This window comes from Planctobacterium sp. R6 (genome assembly GCF_055755215.1).
In genome coordinates, this window is the sequence record NZ_JBVTQY010000001.1 from 182,183 (window position 1) to 198,330 (window position 16,148).

The window sequence follows — 16,148 nt, forward strand, 5'->3', positions numbered from 1 at the left end:
CAACGCACTTTTCATTAGGTGAAGCAAATTGAGTATGCATTATCAGTGTCACGAATCAGCCTGGGTTGATAGTGGCGCTAAAATTGGCAAGGGTACAAAAATCTGGTTCTTCTCACATGTTTGTGACGGAGCTGAGGTTGGTGAAAATTGTATCCTGGGTCAGGGGACTTATGTGGGTAGCAATACCAAAATCGGCAATGGTGTTAAGATTCAAAACAACGTTTCTGTCTACGACAATGTCATTCTCGAAGATGATGTTTTTTGTGGTCCCAGCGTTGTTTTTACAAATGTCATAAATCCCCGGGCATTTATCGAGCGGAAAACTGAATTTAAAACCACACTGGTGCGAAAGGGGAGTACGCTGGGGGCTAATTGTACGATCGTTTGTGGTGTTGAACTTGGTGAATATAGTTTTGTTGGTGCTGGGGCCGTCATTACAAAGGACGTACCACCTTATGCTGTCTTTACCGGTGTGCCGGCGCGACAGTCCGGATGGATAAGCAAAGCTGGAGGAGTGCTGGATTTACCTATTTCGGGTAAAGGTAAGGCAAGCTGTCCAATTAATGGAGAGCGTTACATTTTAAGAGGAAATCGGCTATTTCCTGAAAATGAAATGAGTACATTAGTGGAATAAATCCTGAAATCGGCGACAAATATTTAAATCTTATTCAATTTTTGCCGATCTAATAATAAAAAGAAGAATCGGAGTTTTCGATTGAACACTAAAATTGTAAGAGTTGCTCTGATCGGATGTGGCCGAATCAGTAAAAAACATGCTGAATTACTTGGCAGAGGGCACATAACAGGAATGTGCCTTGATAGCGTTTGTGATTTAGACAGTTACAAATCTAATGCCATTGCAACACAGTACCATGTGCCTGCATTTACAGATTATCACGAACTTATGCGAGAAAGGCAGCCGGACGTTGTAGTCATTTTAACTCCTAGTGGTTTGCATGCAAAACATACGATAGATCTGGCTCCTTACGGAAAAGATATTATTGTTGAAAAGCCTATGGCATTGCGACTTTGTGATGCGGATCAAATGATGATGGCATGTTCGAATCACGGATGTCGATTGTTTGTAGTCAAACAAAATCGCTTTAACATGCCCGTGGCCAAATTAAAAGAAGCATTAACGACTGGACGCTTTGGTAAATTGGTATTGGGCACAGTGAGAGTGAGGTGGTGTCGTCCACAAAACTACTATGACATGGATGATTGGCGAGGGACCTGGTCACAAGATGGTGGTGTACTCACTAATCAGGCAAGCCATCATATCGATTTGCTGGAATGGATGATGGGGGAAGTCGAAAGTGTTTTTGCAAAAAGTACAACTGCCCTCGTGGATATAGAGACCGAGGACACAGCGGTAGCGACATTAAAATTCAGAAATGGAGCATTGGGTATTATCGAAGCTACTACTGCCACCAGGCCCAAAGATCTGGAGGGTTCAATTTCTATATTAGGTGAAAAGGGTACAGTAGAAATTGGGGGATTTGCAGTAAACGAAATGAAAACATGGAGTTTCATTGAGCCTATGGAAGGCGACGAGACTATATCGGAGTTTTCTGAGAATCCTCCTAACGTATATGGTTTTGGTCACAAGGCATATTATGAAAGCGTGTTGTCGACAATCAGGGAAGGAAAGCCAGCGTTGGTAGATGGTTTACAGGGTAGAAAAAGTCTGGAATTGATCAATGCGCTCTACGAGTCAATTGAGACTGGGAAAGAGATAAGGTTGAGGTTTTCCCCGCAAAAATGTCGGTTGGGAGAAAGTGGATGATAAAACTGGCGAATCTTAATGCTCAGCACTCACAGTTGTTTACACAAATTCAAGATGCGATATATACAGTGATAGACAATTCTAGATTTGTAGGTGGTGATCCAGTTGTCGATTTTGAGAGGAATTTCGCTAAATATTGCCAGACTGAATACTGTCTTGGTGTTGGTAATGGCACGGATGCTTTGGAAATTGCTATTGCGTCTTTAGATTTGCCATTAGGTTCGGAGATCATTGTACCGGCAAATTCCTTTGTTGCAAGTGCTGAGGCTATTGTAAATACCGGTCACATTCCGGTTTTTATAGATTGCGATATTAACTCTCATGGGCTTTGCATCGAACAATTAGAAAGTGTAATTAACACAAATACACGTGCCATTATAGTTGTTCATCTATTCGGAAACCCGGTAGACATGTGCAGAGTTATGACACTTGCCAAAAAATTTGGTTTGAAGGTGATTGAGGATGCTGCTCAGGCACACGGTGCAAGATGGAAAAAACAATCGGTTGGCAGTATCGGGGATATCTCAACCTTTAGTTTTTTTCCGGGAAAAAACCTTGGAGCAATGGGGGATGGCGGGGCTATTTGCACTAATAATGAAAAATTATTTGAGCGCAGTAAGATGATCGCCAATCATGGCAGAGATAGCAAGTTTGATCATAAAATGTTAGGACGAAACAGTCGTTTAGATACACTCCAAGCGGCTATTTTGAATGTTAAACTACCCCATCTGGAATCGTGGAATCAGACCAGGCAAGCTAATGCTGATTTTTATTTTGAAGCGCTTTCTGGCTTGGATGGAATTGAAGTATTGACACTGTCACCAGATGCGACAGGCGTTTTTCATCAGTTTGTGGTGCGGTTATCCCAAAGGCAAAAGTGCCAACAATTTATGGCGCAACATGGCATAGAGACTGGGGTTCATTACCCTCGCATAATCACCCAATATCCACCATTTGCACACTTCGAAAGCTCAACACCTAATAGCAAATTGTTTGCCGACACTATGTTGAGCATACCCGTTCATCAATACCTGAGTAAATCTGACAAGCAACATGTTGTTGATACTATCAAGCGATTTGTTGAGTCAAACCTAAAGCTAAAATTTTCTGAATACGAGAAAGTAGATGTTAGACATAACGCATAGATTAACTGAGATCAATCAAGGCGCCGGTTATTCTGTCGGAAGGCTTGCACAAGAAGAGTTAACTATTTTAAGAAGTTTAGTTACTTCACAATTTTTACAAGTTATTGAACGTGTAGCACCACAATATTTGGACGCCTACCGTGCATCAGAAATTGATAACTATCACAATGTATACCAGTGTGAGCACTTTAATCACGCTGATGTTTGGGAAAAAAAACATCGCATCTTTCCTGCTCAGTTTGCAAAAACTACGCTGGAATTGCAGACTATATCGGACCTTTTTTGCCAATTAGGAACAGTCCATATCTCCGATGAAGAAAAACTGTTAAGACCAAATATTTATTGGCGTTTAGTGCGACCAGGAAGCTCGGATGTTGGCCCTGTGCATGCAGATCGGTGGTTTTGGGACTTAGGGCACGGTGAAACCCCTGCGAATTGTTACAGATTAAAAATCTGGATTGCTTTATATACAGTTTCAGGAGCAAGTGGACTCAGAGTCGTTCCAGGTTCCCAGAAGCGAAACGACTGGCCATATCATGGAGAAATTAAAGGTAACAAGACCAAACCTGTTCTGGACCTGAGCGAGGAGCAGCTTGATTTAGTCAATTTATCGCTTAATGCCGGTGATTTTATTTTATTTCATGACTCACTGTTGCATGGAGGGATGCCAAATAGAAGTGATAAGTCAAGAGTCAGTCTGGAATTCACATTACTAATTAAAAAGACTCCTTGAGTCAAATTAAGGAGGATTAAAATGGTAGATTCTAAACAATATATTATTAATCAGATTAGAAGTCAGTTAGTTGAGGTTTCGTTACGAAACAAAGTACCACATCTGGCCTGTTCGCTTTCATGCGTTGAAATTCTGTACGCATTATTTTTCGAAATTATGCGTATCAACCCGGGAGAGCCAAAATGGCCAGGACGGGACCGGTTCTTATTGGGTAAGGGCCATGCTGCTGCAGCACTATATAGCGTACTAGGCTTTCGAGGCTTTTTCGCCAAGAATGACATATTTGAACTGGGAAAGAATGGCAGTATGTTTGAAGAACATCCCGGTATTCATTCTCCTCCTGGAGTTGAGAATATATCGGGTTCTCTGGGACATGCTCTTGGCTTGGCGACAGGTATGGCGAAAGCAGCGAAAATCAAGGGGCTGAATAACCATTTTTATGTTTTGGTGGGGGATGGTGAACTCAATGAGGGAACAAACTGGGAAGCAGCCTTGTTTGCTCCTGCACATCAGCTTGATAATCTGACAGTGATAATAGACTTCAATAAATTACAAGGTACTGGAGCGAGTTGCGAAATCATGCAGTTGGAAGATATGGAGAAAAAGTGGTCCTCTTTTGGATGGTGCACCAGCCGGGTTGACGGTCACAATCTTTCAGAGTTAACAAACGCGTTGGCGGTTAGAGAGGACTCAAAACCCAGAGCAATTGTTGCAGATACCATAAAGGGGGCGGGTATTTCATTTATGGAAGCTGATAACAATTGGCATTACAGAATCCCTACAGAAGAGGAATTAATCAAAGTAAATCAAGAGCTAAATCTTTTACCTGGGACTGTAGAATGAGAAATAAGTTCGCACAATGCTTAACCAAATTAGCGCAGAATGATGATACTTTGTGCTTACTCTATGCTGACATTGGAAATCGACTTTTTGATGAATTGAAGACAGTAGCTGGTAAGCGAATTATCAATGCAGGAATCGCGGAAGCAAACATGGCGACAATGGCTTCCGGCATGGCATTGATGGGGTTTCGTCCATTCATTTATACCATAACACCTTTTACAACTGCACGAAATTTTGAGCAAATAAAAATTGATTTGGCTTATGCAAAGCAACCCGTTGTAATTGTTGGTACTGGGTCAGGGTTAAGTTACGCCAATCTCGGGCCTACGCATCATTCGTTTGAAGATATTGCATTGATGCGAGTTTTACCTAACATGCAGGTGGTATGCCCGGCAGACTCTGTGGAGTTGGAAGTTTTGATGCCCCAATTGACAAAGGTAGCCTTACCAACTTATTTACGCATAGGCAAAAAGAATGAACCACTCAATTACGATGAAGTTCCAAATCTTGTTATAGGTAAGGCTCACGTCTTGTGTAAGGGAGATGATATAGCTTTGTTGTGTACAGGAACTGCATTACATATTGGCAATCAGGTGCAGCGCATGTTGACTGAAATCGGATTCTCCGTTGAGTTGGTTAGTATGCACACGGTCAAACCATTAGATGAAGATTACCTTTATTCTATCAAACAGCGTAAGCTAATAGTTACTATTGAAGAACACAGTATAATTGGGGGGGTTGGAGCAGCCGTTTGCGATTGGTATAACTTCAGGAATTTATCTGTTCAACTATTGCGTTTTGGCATACCAGATCAATTTATTGACCAATTGCATTCTGCAGAAGCCGCTCGAGAGAGAATAGGTCTAACCAAAGAGAATATTTTTCAAAAGATTATTAGACGATTAGATTAGGATGAGAATTGGAATAGATTTTGATAACACCATCGTAAATTACGATGGTGTTTTCTACAATACAGCATTGGAGCTGGGGTGGCTAGGTGACATAACTAAAGATATTTCAGTTGGTAAGAGTAAAAGCGCAGTAAAAAATATACTTGTGGGCCAAGGAAAAGAGGAGCTTTGGACCCGTTTGCAAGGTATTGTTTATGGCAGCACAATAGCTGATGCGCTTCCATACAAGGGGCTTGAAGAGTCTTTGGATAAACTGAAACTAATCGGACTAGAACTATATGTTGTTAGCCATAAAACTCGGTATCCTATACTGGGTGAAAAGCTGGATTTTCACCAAGCTGCGCGTTCATGGATTAAAAGTAACGCGTTGGGTAGTTATTTTAGTGATTACTATTTTTGTCCAGAAAAAGATAAGAAAATTGCGAAAATAGTTGAATTAAATGTTGCCTGGTTTATCGATGATTTGATGCCAATATTAACAGCAAAGAGTTTTCCACAGGCAACGAATAAGATTCATTTTAGTCCTGACGAAAATAATTTGGTGGTTAAGCTGGAAGATGGCTTTTATAGGGCATCTGAATGGGCAGATATCGTGGATATTATTTTAGTCAACTCATGATAGACGCAGAATTATTCAACTGGGTCACTGTTTTTGCTGGAACCACCGGGGTTTGCTGGGAACGAGTGTCCGTTGGGAAAAATAATGCTGCATTCAAGCTATCAGTTAATGGAACCCCATTTTTTGTTAAACAGTATCACAAAGCTGATTTGTCAAGGTTTGAAAGAGAGGTTGGCTTTTTAACTTTACTAAACAAAAAGTGTATTAAACTTGTACCGGAATTAATAGCTACAAATAGAGAGATAGGCGCTGCAATATTGAGTCATATACCAGGCGCGCTTCCGGAAAAAGTGACTTCTGACCTTATAAGACAAAGTGCTCAGTTTATAGGTTTGATCAATGACGCGCCTTCTGGTCAATCAAAAACGTCTTCAATTCGGTTTGCGCGTGGGTCATTGATGAGTGGAGAGAGCTTTTTTAGTGATATTGACCAAAGGATAGATTCACTATTGCAACTAAACGCTGTGGATGAAGTTGACAGCATTATGCAACAATTTGTGCGCAACAACGTCATTCCTGAATTTACCAAATTAAAAAAGCTTTGTGGCGCTATATCTGCGGATAAAGCAAATTTTGAAGCTATCTTGTCCCCTTCAGACTTTGGCTTTCATAATACCTTATTAGACAATTCATTGAGATTTGTAGACTTTGAATATGCTGGTTGGGATAGTGCCGAAAAGTTGACTTGCGATTTTTTCGCTCAGCCTCGGTATGTACTCTCACACGAGCATCTTTCCGAATTTATTCAACTTGCCTTTCCATACCATTCAAACCCTCTGGGAATATCTCAACATTGTAAATTGTTGGCCCCTGTTACGAATTTAAAGTGGTGTTTAATTTTCCTCAATGAATTTAAAGTGCAAGAAGGTTGCAGGCGAGCATTCTCTGCTAATCAAACAGTGGGATTACAGAACAAGCTTTTACAATTGAGAAAGTCGCAAAACAGGTTGCAATATGTTGCTAAAATGTCTGGAGAATTGCTTTGAGCCGTGCATTACAACTTAAAATTCTGTATCCACGGGACAACCTTGTGGTGAGACTGCTCAGGGTTAAAATGGCAAAGTACACAATACCCCCCCTGGAGCGACAGTTGCTCAATCAAGGGGGAGTGTTGGCATTGGTTGGCTTTAAATAGATTGAATGGAAACAGATTTGCAAGTAAAAAAGATACTCATTATCGGTCCCGAGAGCCGATTAGCAATTCAGTTGCTTAACCAGCTTTCCGATCTTGACGGTTTTATAGTTAAGACGGCAGGTAAAAGTATCGGAGCTGATTTTTACATTGATCTTGCGAATTTACAGCAAGCTGCAATCACAATAAACGAACATTTTGATTGTGCTGTTGTTTTTGGGGGAATGACTCGAATAGTTGAATGTGAAAAAGCTCCTGAATTAGCAATGCGGATTAATCGGGATGCCGCTGTTAATTTGATGAACGTGTTAAACGTCCGACACTGGGTCATGTTTTCCACAAATTTGGTGTTTTCAGGGGAACAACCTGATGTGGATAAGTATACACCGCATTTTCCGAGATGTGCCTATGGACGAAGTAAAAGCGAGATGGAGGCGCAGGTGTTGAGTGGAAACAAATCTGTCGCCATTATTCGTATGACTAAGGTGCTACAACCAAATATGGCGTTGTTCGACGGGTTTATCAGGAAATTAAAGCTACATCAGCCGGTTGAAGTCTTTCATGACATGGTAATATCACCGGTGAGTGGGGTCGACTCAACGCGCTTTCTTATAAGTTTATTGAGTAATTTTAAACCCGGTATTTACCAGTTATCGGGTGCAGGAGATCACAGTTATTATCATGTGATTAAATATTGTGCTCAAAAATTGAGATTGGATGAAGATTTGATTGTCGCTGTTTCTAAAAACATGAACTCGCCTAAATACACTTCACTTAAGGTCGATAACATAGAAAAGCAGTATCAGTTTAATGCAAAAGCTTTTTCTGAAGTATTTGATGAATACTTGTTACTATCCAAGTGGCTATCGCCTGATTTTTAGTTAATTCAAGTACTATTGGCGGGAAGCGGTAAAGAGACGATCAGGTAATGGTATTTACTAAGAAGAAAACACAAGAAGTTATATTTGTCTCCGGTATTTTTAATGTATTGCATCCGGGACACATCCGAATGTTTCGCAGAGCTTCAGAGCTTGGTGGGAAACTGATAGTTGGTTTACAAAAAAGGAAGTCCAGCGATGCAGATATACTGGACGATGATGAACGCCTACAGGCGCTGCGCTCAATAAGTCTAATCGATGAAGTTCTGATGGTTGAAAGTCTGGAACTTACGCTAAAGCAATTACGACCAGATATCATTTTAAAGGGGAGGGAGCACCGAAACAGGGTAAATGTAGAATACGATATTATCTCTGAATGGGGAGGTCGTATTATTTTCAGTTCAGGTGAAACAAAGAGTAGTTCCTCAAGCTTTCTTCCAAATGGTCATTTTAAAGCTGATTTTAAATTCCCCAATTCTTATATTAACTTTGCGGCCCGTCACAATATAAATCGAAACGATATCATTCCGGCAATTGAAAAAATTAAATCTCTAAAGGTAGCCGTAATTGGGGATATTATATTAGATGAATATGTGGACTGCGACGCCGTTGGATTGTCTCGTGAAGATCCCACAATAGTCGTTACACCAACCGACAAAAATACATTTATTGGAGGAGCGGCAATAGTTGCCCAACATGCGCGCTCTTTTGGGGCGGCAGTAGACTTCTTTTCCGTAAGCGGTGTGGACGAATCAGCAGATTGGTTGGAATCAGAATTAAAATCCAAAGGGGTTCAATGTCATATTGTTAGAGATGATTCAAGACCAACCACTATCAAGCGTAGGTATAGAAGCGAAGGAAAGACATTACTGCGAGTAAATGATTATCGCAGCCATTCACTTGAAACGGACCTATCGAAACAACTCCTCAAAAACTTTGAATCACAGATCAATGATTACGATGTGGTTATTTTTTCAGATTTTAGTTATGGCCTGTTGCATTCAGGTTTAGTAGAAGCCTTACAAAAAGCAGCATACGAACAGGGTGTAGCAATGGTGGCAGATAGCCAGACTTCATCTCAACGAGGTGATTTAGGGAAGTTTAAAGGAACCCAGTTAGTCACACCAACAGAAATGGAAGCCCGTCTGGCAGCAGATATTATGGACAACGACGTAGGACTAGCTGTTGTTATCGAAGAGTTAGCGAATAAGATATCAGCCAAAAATGTAGTGATTACATTAGGTGCCGAAGGCGCCCTAATTTTGGATAACAGTGAACCAGATAATCCGCGTTTAGACTCTTTACCTGCACTGAATAAAAACCCTGTTGATGTTTCTGGAGCTGGAGACTTATTGCTGATCAGCTCAACACTTTTAATGCAGTCAGGCTGTAACCTTTGGCAGGCCTGTTTGATGGGAATGGTAGCTTCATCAATTCACATCAGTCGAGTTGGAAACTCTCCCATTGATTTGGATGAATTAATGCTGCATCTGGAAGCATTGTGAAAGCCTTTTTGTTAGCTGGGGGACTCGGAACCCGACTCAGGCCATTGACAGATAAAGTTCCTAAGTGTTTGGCTCCGGTATTGGACAAGCCGCTATTAGATTATTGGATTGAGCAGTTAATTGAGCAGGCCTGCTGCGACAGTATTCTTATTAATACTCATTATTTAAATGAACAAGTAGAATCGCATGTGCAACGCTCACCTTATCGAGATTATATAACATTGACACATGAAACAAGGTTATTGGGGACACTCGGATCTGTTAAAGCTAACGCTGATTTTTTTGAAGATGATAACTTTATTTTAGCCCACGCTGATAATCTTTGTGTCACCGATTGGTCAGAGTTTATCAACTACTTCAATAATCGACCTTCAAAATGCGATTTAACTATGATGCTATTCCATACCAATACGCCGGAAAGCTGTGGTATGGTAAAAATTGATGGTGATAATGTTTTAAACTCATACAAAGAGAAGCCTGCATCCGGTTGGAATGGAACATTGGCAAATGCTGCAGTGTTTATAATGAGCCCGGAAGCTTTGCTCTCTATCGTGCAGACCCCTGAGTACTTTGTTGATCTGTGTGGTGAGTTTATTCCTCAGCAAATCAGAAAGATTAACACATACATAAACAGACATATTTTAATTGATATAGGTACACCTGAAAAATTGGCCCTGGCCAATAAAGTCGTAAACAGAGACACAGTTAAGTGGCGGAAAGACAAATGACCAATTTGCGAAATGGGAAGTTCGACGCTATGAATTCAGATACAGATGTTGTGTTTGAACTTCTAAAATTGGAAGATCATACCGAATTGCAGCGGTTTCGATTTTCTACAGATGGAATTCACATGTGGCCGTTTATACGAATTGCCACACTATTAACTTGTCGTGATCAGGTCTTTGAGCTTAAGTACAATAAATTTGTTAATCCTCCTCTCAATACGCCAACAGAACGTAAACGCCTCCTGGAAGATACTACAATAGAGCAAATTTATGAGGAGGTAGATAGTTTAGTACCTGTTCAGACTATAGTGTTTACCAATGCCAGCAATTCAGCAGAAATTAACGGAGTAAAAAGAAACAAGTATTCGTACCCCTTCGAAGAAACTGTTGATAATTTTTTGCTGGTGGAAGATTCACCGACAGGCCAGATTTCAAGGCACACAGAAAACCTGTTCTGGCATGAAAAAATGTTTCACTTGGCGAGGCTTCAGGCAAAAGACGTTGCGATTTCCCAATTCGACGCCAGTAATATTGAAGAAATGATTTTATATTTACAATCGGTGTATGGAGATTTGTGTAATCCAGATTTTTTGAAACGTATCAAGAACCAGTTAACAACATTGGCTACGCGTTTACCTTTTTGGAAACAGTTTTACTTTCGATTACTTGAAAAAACGAAGCCAAAGTTTGTGGTTATTGATAATGCATCCTACGGCCACAGGGCAGGTCTCATCTTCTGGTTAAAGCAGATGAATATACCGGTTCTGGAATTGCAACATGGAGCCATCAATGAAGGAACACCCGCATATCGCCACAGAGGTTTACCAGTAACACAATGGTTTCAAAGTTATCTACCTGATAAAGTACTGTTTTGGGGGGAGTTTTGGTTAGATAAATATCAAGCTGAATTAGACAAAGTTGCGGTCGGCAATCCATTTTTCTTAGAAAGCACCAAAGGTTTTAAACGAACAAAAGAGCATGTATTAGTTTGTATTGTAGGTTTCAATCCAGACATAACATTGCCGATAATACATGGTTTGGCTGAGAGATTTCCTGAGCATCGGTTTAAGCTTAGATTACACCCCATTATTCGTAAAAACTGGCAATATTGGATCGACAGGTTGCCGGACAACTGTTTTTTCTGTCAGAATTCAATAAACAGCTCGTTATATGAAGATCTGTCTAAATCCTCATTAGTCCTTTCGGAACCCAGTACTGTCATATTCGAGGCTTCTCAATTGGGGATTCCTACATACCTCATGCAAACCAGCAATTGGCAATATCCTGTACCAATGGCAGAACAACTATTTAATGATCTCCAGCTACCTACTGAATTGCAACTTGAAATAAACCGTGAATATTATTTTGGTGATGATTGGCGCTCTGCGTTTCTAAAACATTTAAGCCCATTGTGTCAGTAATTAGGTTTGTACAAAGTATCGGTTTATAGAGAAGTATTGAACTAGTTTTGAAATTTCATCTGTTATCCTTTAACCAAAGTTGATTTTAATCAGACGTAAGCTACCAGCTTTGGTTTCACAGCGAGTTTACAAATGAACAACATTTCCAAATATATCTGCAATAGTAGATTTAAACTAAAGGAAAATTTTGAAAGGCCGATAGCTTGTGTAAAATTAGACGGGTGTAGTGAGGGAAGTTAGCAAGGGAGCTTTTCTATTCAAATTCGTTAGTTAATTAACCTGAAGGGTATCTATTTTGAGTCTTACCAAAGAGCCACAATACGAAGAGATTTTTGAACATCAACCAACTGAACTTGGTTTTATGACTAATCAGGTTTGGCATGACGATCCTAAGCGTCTGGTTTTTGTATTGGCTAGATATAAATTCGTAGCGAAGATGTTAGCGGGTAAAGGACGTGTAATCGAAATCGGTTGTGCCGATGCTTTTGCTTCAAAAATAGTCGCTCATGAGGTCGGCGAGTTGAACGTTAGTGATTTCGATCCTTACTTTATTGAAAAGGTGAGAAGTGAAGCAAAATCCGAGTGGCAGAAAAATGCAATTTTGCACGATATTACCCATTCAGCCCTTAATTCGAAGTATGATGCGGCCTATTGCCTTGATGTATTTGAGCACATTGAACTCGAACTTGAGAGTCAGGTATTATCTAACCTTAGAAACTCTGTTTCAGAGGATGGTGTTGTCATTATAGGTATTCCTTCGCTGGAGAGTCAGGTTTATGCTTCAGAACAGAGTAAAGTCGGCCATGTTAATTGCAAATCTGGAAATGAATTTAAATACTTGCTTGAGTCTCATTTTAAGCATGTCTTTCTTTTTTCTATGAATGACGAAGTTGTTCATACTGGTTTTTATCCAATGGCGCATTATTTACTGGCAATATGCATAAAGTAGGATTGCGCACTTCAATAGTGGTAACCAGCATTCAGATTTCTGGTTACCAGGTCTAGTAATCATATGTGTTACTTTTTTTCAGATTATATAGAGCGATTTGAAATACTATTCCGGCAAGGCAATTACCAAAAATTGCTCGACGAATGCTCCGCTCTTTTAAAAAGAGATCCGAACAATTCGCAATTATTACAATATAAGCTAAGAGCATTGCAAAACTTAGGGCAATCATTGGACGATCTTGGATTTTTGCGGAAATATTGCTGGTATTTTAGTCTGGACCCTCAAGGGTTTGAATGTCTTGCTCGGGGCTATTGGCAGGAAGGTGACTGGCGAAATGCTGTGATTGCATTGCTTTTTTTGTTGAGTGTCGACAAAGGGAATAAAGTAGCCAATAAAATGCTGAGCTCGATTTTACGGGAACATGGTTTTATTGACGCAAAACTGTCTGTGTTGCGAATTGAACGTATGGGGCATATGGTTTTGGAAGCTGACTTGTGGCTACGCAGATTGGCGTTGTCGGGGAAATTATCAAAGACATTGACCTTGTTTCTCTGCGATAGTGAAGATAAAGTCAGCAATAAATTTGCTTTCGACTTATTGTCCAGGGAAATTGACATTGTTCAAAATCCCTTCTGGCTGAAAATATTTCACTCCAGACCAGAGTTGCTGAATCCTGGATTTTATCAACAGTTACCTTATGACTCTTCCGGATGGTCAAAAGGTTTTGGAGCTTCTAATCTGTCGGTTTTGGAACGTCACAGAGAATCACAAGAACTATACGGATTGTGCCCCTCAGTTGTTTCGTTATCGGAATCTGAATTGAGAATAGGTTGGAACTTGCTAGCAAAAAAAGGGCTTTCTCCCAAAAGTAAAGTAGTGTGCTTGCATGTTAGAGATAAGGCGTTTATCGATCAGCTTTCGGGGGACAGTAATTCTCAGAGACTTAGCTATCACGATTACCGAGATGCAGATATTCGCACCTACGAAAGCGCGGTGAAATACTTATTAAAAAATGAATATATAGTGTTTCGTATGGGCAGTGTAAGTAACCAAAAGCTCTCCATAACACATCAGAACTATTTTGACCTCGATGAGCATTTTTCAAAGCAAGACGCGCGCTTTCTAGATGTCTTCCTTGCAGCTATTTGTACTTTTTATATTGGCACTACGAGTGGACCATTTGCCCTGGCTGCGCTTTTTGATACCCCTTTTCTCGTTACTAATGCTGTTCCTTTGGTTCCATATACTCTTCGTTATTCTATGTGTTTACCTAAAGTATACTTAGCTGATGATAAAGGAGCCTTAAACTTTGTGGAGGTTATTAATGGTGAACACCAAGAATTGGAAAGTGGTGATTCCTTGTTAAATTGTTTAAATGGTAATGAGCTGGAAAAATCGGGCTATAGTGTCAGAAACAATACCGAGAGGGAAATTCTGGAAGGGGTAGTTGAGTTTGAACAATGGGTGACGAAAAAAAAATTAAGTAAAATTATGTTACCTCTACAGAAAAAGTTTAAAAATCAGCTTAAGGAAGGTCATCCGTTAAAAGAGTCCAGCAGTTTGGTAATGGAAAGTTTCATGCGACAAAACCCGGGATTGTTTTAAGCTGATAGTTTTAATGTCGTGTTGTTGAAAAACAACAATAACTGTTTTATCTGGAGTTTGGGCTTTGCTATTAATAGTGATCTATTGCGATGAGAGTTAAGAAATTTAACGATGAAGTCTATTATCTGGAAGATAACATTCCTGTACTGACAGGTGAGGTCTTTGAATTTTTAAAAAGTAAAGCACTTCAAAATGAGCGTGCGAGGTGCCGAATATGTACGCACGAGTCTCCAGAGTCTTCGTTACATGAAATGTTTATATTGCATTCTAGAGGCAATTATGTTCCCCCCCACCGTCACCTTCGCAGTGATGAATCATTGACTATTATTTCGGGGGAAGCAGCAATGATATACTTTGAGCACGATGGACCAGTCCGCGAAGTTCATTATCTTAACCCGGCTCAAAAGGGGGCGGCTATGTATCTCCGAACCCCAAAAGGTGTATTACATTCTTTATACATTGAAAGTGATTTTTGTCTGTTTAAGGAGACTATTGAAGGTCCATTTTCACCTGATAATAACTTTGAACCGTCGTGGTCCCCAGATAAGCTGGGTTCAAAGACTGTAGCGGATTTTATGAAACGTTCTAAGGAGCTATTCGATTTTGCACGTGATAAAAGCCTATCAAAATCTGAGTAAATCTGCCGAAAAACTATATAACTAGAATATAAATTTGTTTCTTATCGTTGCTCAAGAGTCGAACGTTAGGGAAAGTAACTGGAGTTTACAATGCAAAGTCGCTACGAAGTCCCTTTTTTGGATTATTATGGTGCTCATCAGATCTCCCCTGTCTCACAGGAAATCTCTGATTTGAAAAAGCACTTTGATCGAAGAGAGGCATTATTTAAGCATTGTGGTATACCACCGGGCATGGTGGCAGGTAAGTCTGTTCTCGAGGTAGGACCCGGGACGGGACACAATGCATTGTATACTCATTCATTGGGGCCTATGCGATACTTACTGGTTGATGGCAATCCAACCAGCGTCGCGGAGACAACACAACGACTGGAAGAGTATTATCCTAACGATACTGCATTTGAAGTGGCCCTATCTACCTGGGAGTCTTTTGAAACTGACGAACAGTTTGATTTGGTAATTTGTGAGGGTGTTATCGCAAATCAGTTAGAACCGATAAAGTTCCTTAAGAAATTAGCTTCATTTGTCAAACCTTCAGGGATGCTTTTGGTGTCATGTATGGACTCTGTGTCTTATTTACCGGAGCGTTTGCGTTCCGCGATGTGCCACATCACTTTGCATGGCAAAACATTGTCTGAAAAAGAAAAAGTAGAATATCTTCTTCCTTTTGCCATAAGAAGTGTAAAACATTTGCCGGGAATGTCTCGTCCTCCTGAAGATTGGATCTATGACAATTTATTGCAACCCATGATTGGTAAACTTTTTTCGATTGAAGACGCCATTGTGAGCCTCCAGGACGACTTTCAGGTCTTTGGTACATCACCTCAGTTTATCCAGGATTGGCGATGGTACAAAGATATCTACGGCGACAATAAAAGTAACGGCGTTTCTCTAACTGGTTTCCTCCTGCAATTGCATAATTTATTGGATTTCAGAGAGATTCTTCCTCCACGCGAAATTGATCAAAATAGAAAGTTGCAACAACTCACCAATGCCTGTGTAGATTTGACAGTTGAAATAGTTAAAAAGCCAGGAGAAGTTTCTCTCATACAAGCACTACAACTTGAGTTAGAAAGGTTACTATCTGACGTTGAATCATTTTCACCAATTACGGCAAATGCTATCCGTGAATTTGAGAGGGCTCTACATGCATATCTTGTTGAGGGGCAGTTTCCTAAAGAATTGCCTCATTTTGAGTCATGGTTTGGCAGAGGGCAGCAGTATATTTCACTGCTAAAAAATCGTTAACCTAGAATAATAA

Annotated in this window: 16 protein-coding genes; all 16 read left to right on the top strand. The window is 40.2% G+C overall.

From position 1 onward, the window contains the following. The first annotated feature begins 34 nt into the window (after nucleotides 1-34). The 16 genes from AC0J20_RS00805 (at nucleotide 35) to AC0J20_RS00880 (ending at nucleotide 16,135) form a co-directional block, all read left to right on the top strand. A complete protein-coding gene (locus AC0J20_RS00805) occupies nucleotides 35-634 on the top strand; it encodes an acyltransferase (protein WP_473020395.1) in 600 nt (199 codons plus the stop codon). Nucleotides 635-715: 81 nt separating this feature from the next. Then, nucleotides 716-1,786 carry a Gfo/Idh/MocA family protein gene (locus AC0J20_RS00810; protein ID WP_473020234.1) on the top strand — a complete coding sequence of 357 codons (1,071 nt, stop codon included), beginning with the start codon at nucleotides 716-718 and terminating at the stop codon, nucleotides 1,784-1,786. Beyond that, nucleotides 1,783-2,931, top strand: coding sequence for a DegT/DnrJ/EryC1/StrS family aminotransferase (locus tag AC0J20_RS00815; RefSeq protein WP_473020235.1), 1,149 nt, complete (start codon nucleotides 1,783-1,785; stop codon nucleotides 2,929-2,931). Before AC0J20_RS00810 ends, AC0J20_RS00815 begins: the two co-directional genes overlap by 4 nt. Beyond that, nucleotides 2,912-3,664, top strand: a complete 753-nt coding sequence (locus AC0J20_RS00820; protein ID WP_473020236.1) for a phytanoyl-CoA dioxygenase family protein — start codon at nucleotides 2,912-2,914, stop codon at nucleotides 3,662-3,664. Before AC0J20_RS00815 ends, AC0J20_RS00820 begins: the two co-directional genes overlap by 20 nt. Before the next feature lie 21 nt (nucleotides 3,665-3,685). Then, nucleotides 3,686-4,507, top strand: coding sequence for a transketolase (locus AC0J20_RS00825; RefSeq protein ID WP_473020237.1), 822 nt, complete (start codon nucleotides 3,686-3,688; stop codon nucleotides 4,505-4,507). Further along, nucleotides 4,504-5,418: a transketolase family protein gene (locus AC0J20_RS00830; RefSeq protein ID WP_473020238.1), complete on the top strand. Its 915-nt coding sequence runs from the start codon at nucleotides 4,504-4,506 to the stop codon at nucleotides 5,416-5,418. The genes AC0J20_RS00825 and AC0J20_RS00830 overlap by 4 nt, the downstream gene beginning before the upstream one ends. 1 nt (nucleotide 5,419) lies before the next feature. Further along, on the top strand, nucleotides 5,420-6,037 hold the full coding sequence (locus tag AC0J20_RS00835) for an HAD family hydrolase (protein WP_473020239.1): 618 nt from the start codon (nucleotides 5,420-5,422) through the stop codon (nucleotides 6,035-6,037). Next, nucleotides 6,034-7,023 (top strand): phosphotransferase, encoded by a 990-nt coding sequence (locus tag AC0J20_RS00840; RefSeq protein WP_473020240.1) that lies wholly within the window; start codon nucleotides 6,034-6,036, stop codon nucleotides 7,021-7,023. The genes AC0J20_RS00835 and AC0J20_RS00840 overlap by 4 nt, the downstream gene beginning before the upstream one ends. A gap of 166 nt (nucleotides 7,024-7,189) precedes the next feature. Continuing rightward, complete coding sequence (locus AC0J20_RS00845) at nucleotides 7,190-8,050, top strand: sugar nucleotide-binding protein (RefSeq protein WP_473020241.1); 861 nt, start codon at nucleotides 7,190-7,192, stop codon at nucleotides 8,048-8,050. A 47-nt stretch (nucleotides 8,051-8,097) separates the two neighbouring features. Next, nucleotides 8,098-9,552: a PfkB family carbohydrate kinase gene (locus AC0J20_RS00850; protein WP_473020242.1), complete on the top strand. Its 1,455-nt coding sequence runs from the start codon at nucleotides 8,098-8,100 to the stop codon at nucleotides 9,550-9,552. Next, nucleotides 9,549-10,280 (top strand): nucleotidyltransferase family protein, encoded by a 732-nt coding sequence (locus AC0J20_RS00855; protein WP_473020243.1) that lies wholly within the window; start codon nucleotides 9,549-9,551, stop codon nucleotides 10,278-10,280. The genes AC0J20_RS00850 and AC0J20_RS00855 overlap by 4 nt, the downstream gene beginning before the upstream one ends. Nucleotides 10,281-10,309: 29 nt before the next feature. Further along, entirely contained in the window at nucleotides 10,310-11,698 is a 1,389-nt protein-coding gene (locus tag AC0J20_RS00860) for a hypothetical protein (RefSeq protein WP_473020244.1), read from the top strand. Between the two features lie 295 nt (nucleotides 11,699-11,993). Further along, on the top strand, nucleotides 11,994-12,647 hold the full coding sequence (locus AC0J20_RS00865) for a class I SAM-dependent methyltransferase (protein ID WP_473020245.1): 654 nt from the start codon (nucleotides 11,994-11,996) through the stop codon (nucleotides 12,645-12,647). 63 nt (nucleotides 12,648-12,710) lie between these two features. After that, nucleotides 12,711-14,252 (top strand): TIGR04372 family glycosyltransferase, encoded by a 1,542-nt coding sequence (locus AC0J20_RS00870; RefSeq protein WP_473020246.1) that lies wholly within the window; start codon nucleotides 12,711-12,713, stop codon nucleotides 14,250-14,252. Nucleotides 14,253-14,341: 89 nt separating this feature from the next. Continuing rightward, the gene (locus AC0J20_RS00875; protein WP_473020247.1) at nucleotides 14,342-14,890 is read left to right on the top strand and encodes a WbuC family cupin fold metalloprotein; all 549 of its coding nucleotides are present in this window, start codon (nucleotides 14,342-14,344) and stop codon (nucleotides 14,888-14,890) included. Nucleotides 14,891-14,980: 90 nt separating this feature from the next. Continuing rightward, entirely contained in the window at nucleotides 14,981-16,135 is a 1,155-nt protein-coding gene (locus AC0J20_RS00880) for a class I SAM-dependent methyltransferase (protein WP_473020248.1), read from the top strand. Nucleotides 16,136-16,148 lie beyond the last annotated feature (13 nt).

Coding starts and splice junctions, on each gene's coding strand:
- AC0J20_RS00805 (WP_473020395.1), top strand. CDS start 35: ATGCATTATCAGTGTCACGAATCAGCCTGGGTTGATAGTGGCGCTAAA.
- AC0J20_RS00815 (WP_473020235.1), top strand. CDS start 1,783: ATGATAAAACTGGCGAATCTTAATGCTCAGCACTCACAGTTGTTTACA.
- AC0J20_RS00820 (WP_473020236.1), top strand. CDS start 2,912: ATGTTAGACATAACGCATAGATTAACTGAGATCAATCAAGGCGCCGGT.
- AC0J20_RS00825 (WP_473020237.1), top strand. CDS start 3,686: ATGGTAGATTCTAAACAATATATTATTAATCAGATTAGAAGTCAGTTA.
- AC0J20_RS00830 (WP_473020238.1), top strand. CDS start 4,504: ATGAGAAATAAGTTCGCACAATGCTTAACCAAATTAGCGCAGAATGAT.
- AC0J20_RS00835 (WP_473020239.1), top strand. CDS start 5,420: ATGAGAATTGGAATAGATTTTGATAACACCATCGTAAATTACGATGGT.
- AC0J20_RS00840 (WP_473020240.1), top strand. CDS start 6,034: ATGATAGACGCAGAATTATTCAACTGGGTCACTGTTTTTGCTGGAACC.
- AC0J20_RS00850 (WP_473020242.1), top strand. CDS start 8,098: ATGGTATTTACTAAGAAGAAAACACAAGAAGTTATATTTGTCTCCGGT.
- AC0J20_RS00860 (WP_473020244.1), top strand. CDS start 10,310: ATGAATTCAGATACAGATGTTGTGTTTGAACTTCTAAAATTGGAAGAT.
- AC0J20_RS00870 (WP_473020246.1), top strand. CDS start 12,711: ATGTGTTACTTTTTTTCAGATTATATAGAGCGATTTGAAATACTATTC.
- AC0J20_RS00875 (WP_473020247.1), top strand. CDS start 14,342: ATGAGAGTTAAGAAATTTAACGATGAAGTCTATTATCTGGAAGATAAC.
- AC0J20_RS00880 (WP_473020248.1), top strand. CDS start 14,981: ATGCAAAGTCGCTACGAAGTCCCTTTTTTGGATTATTATGGTGCTCAT.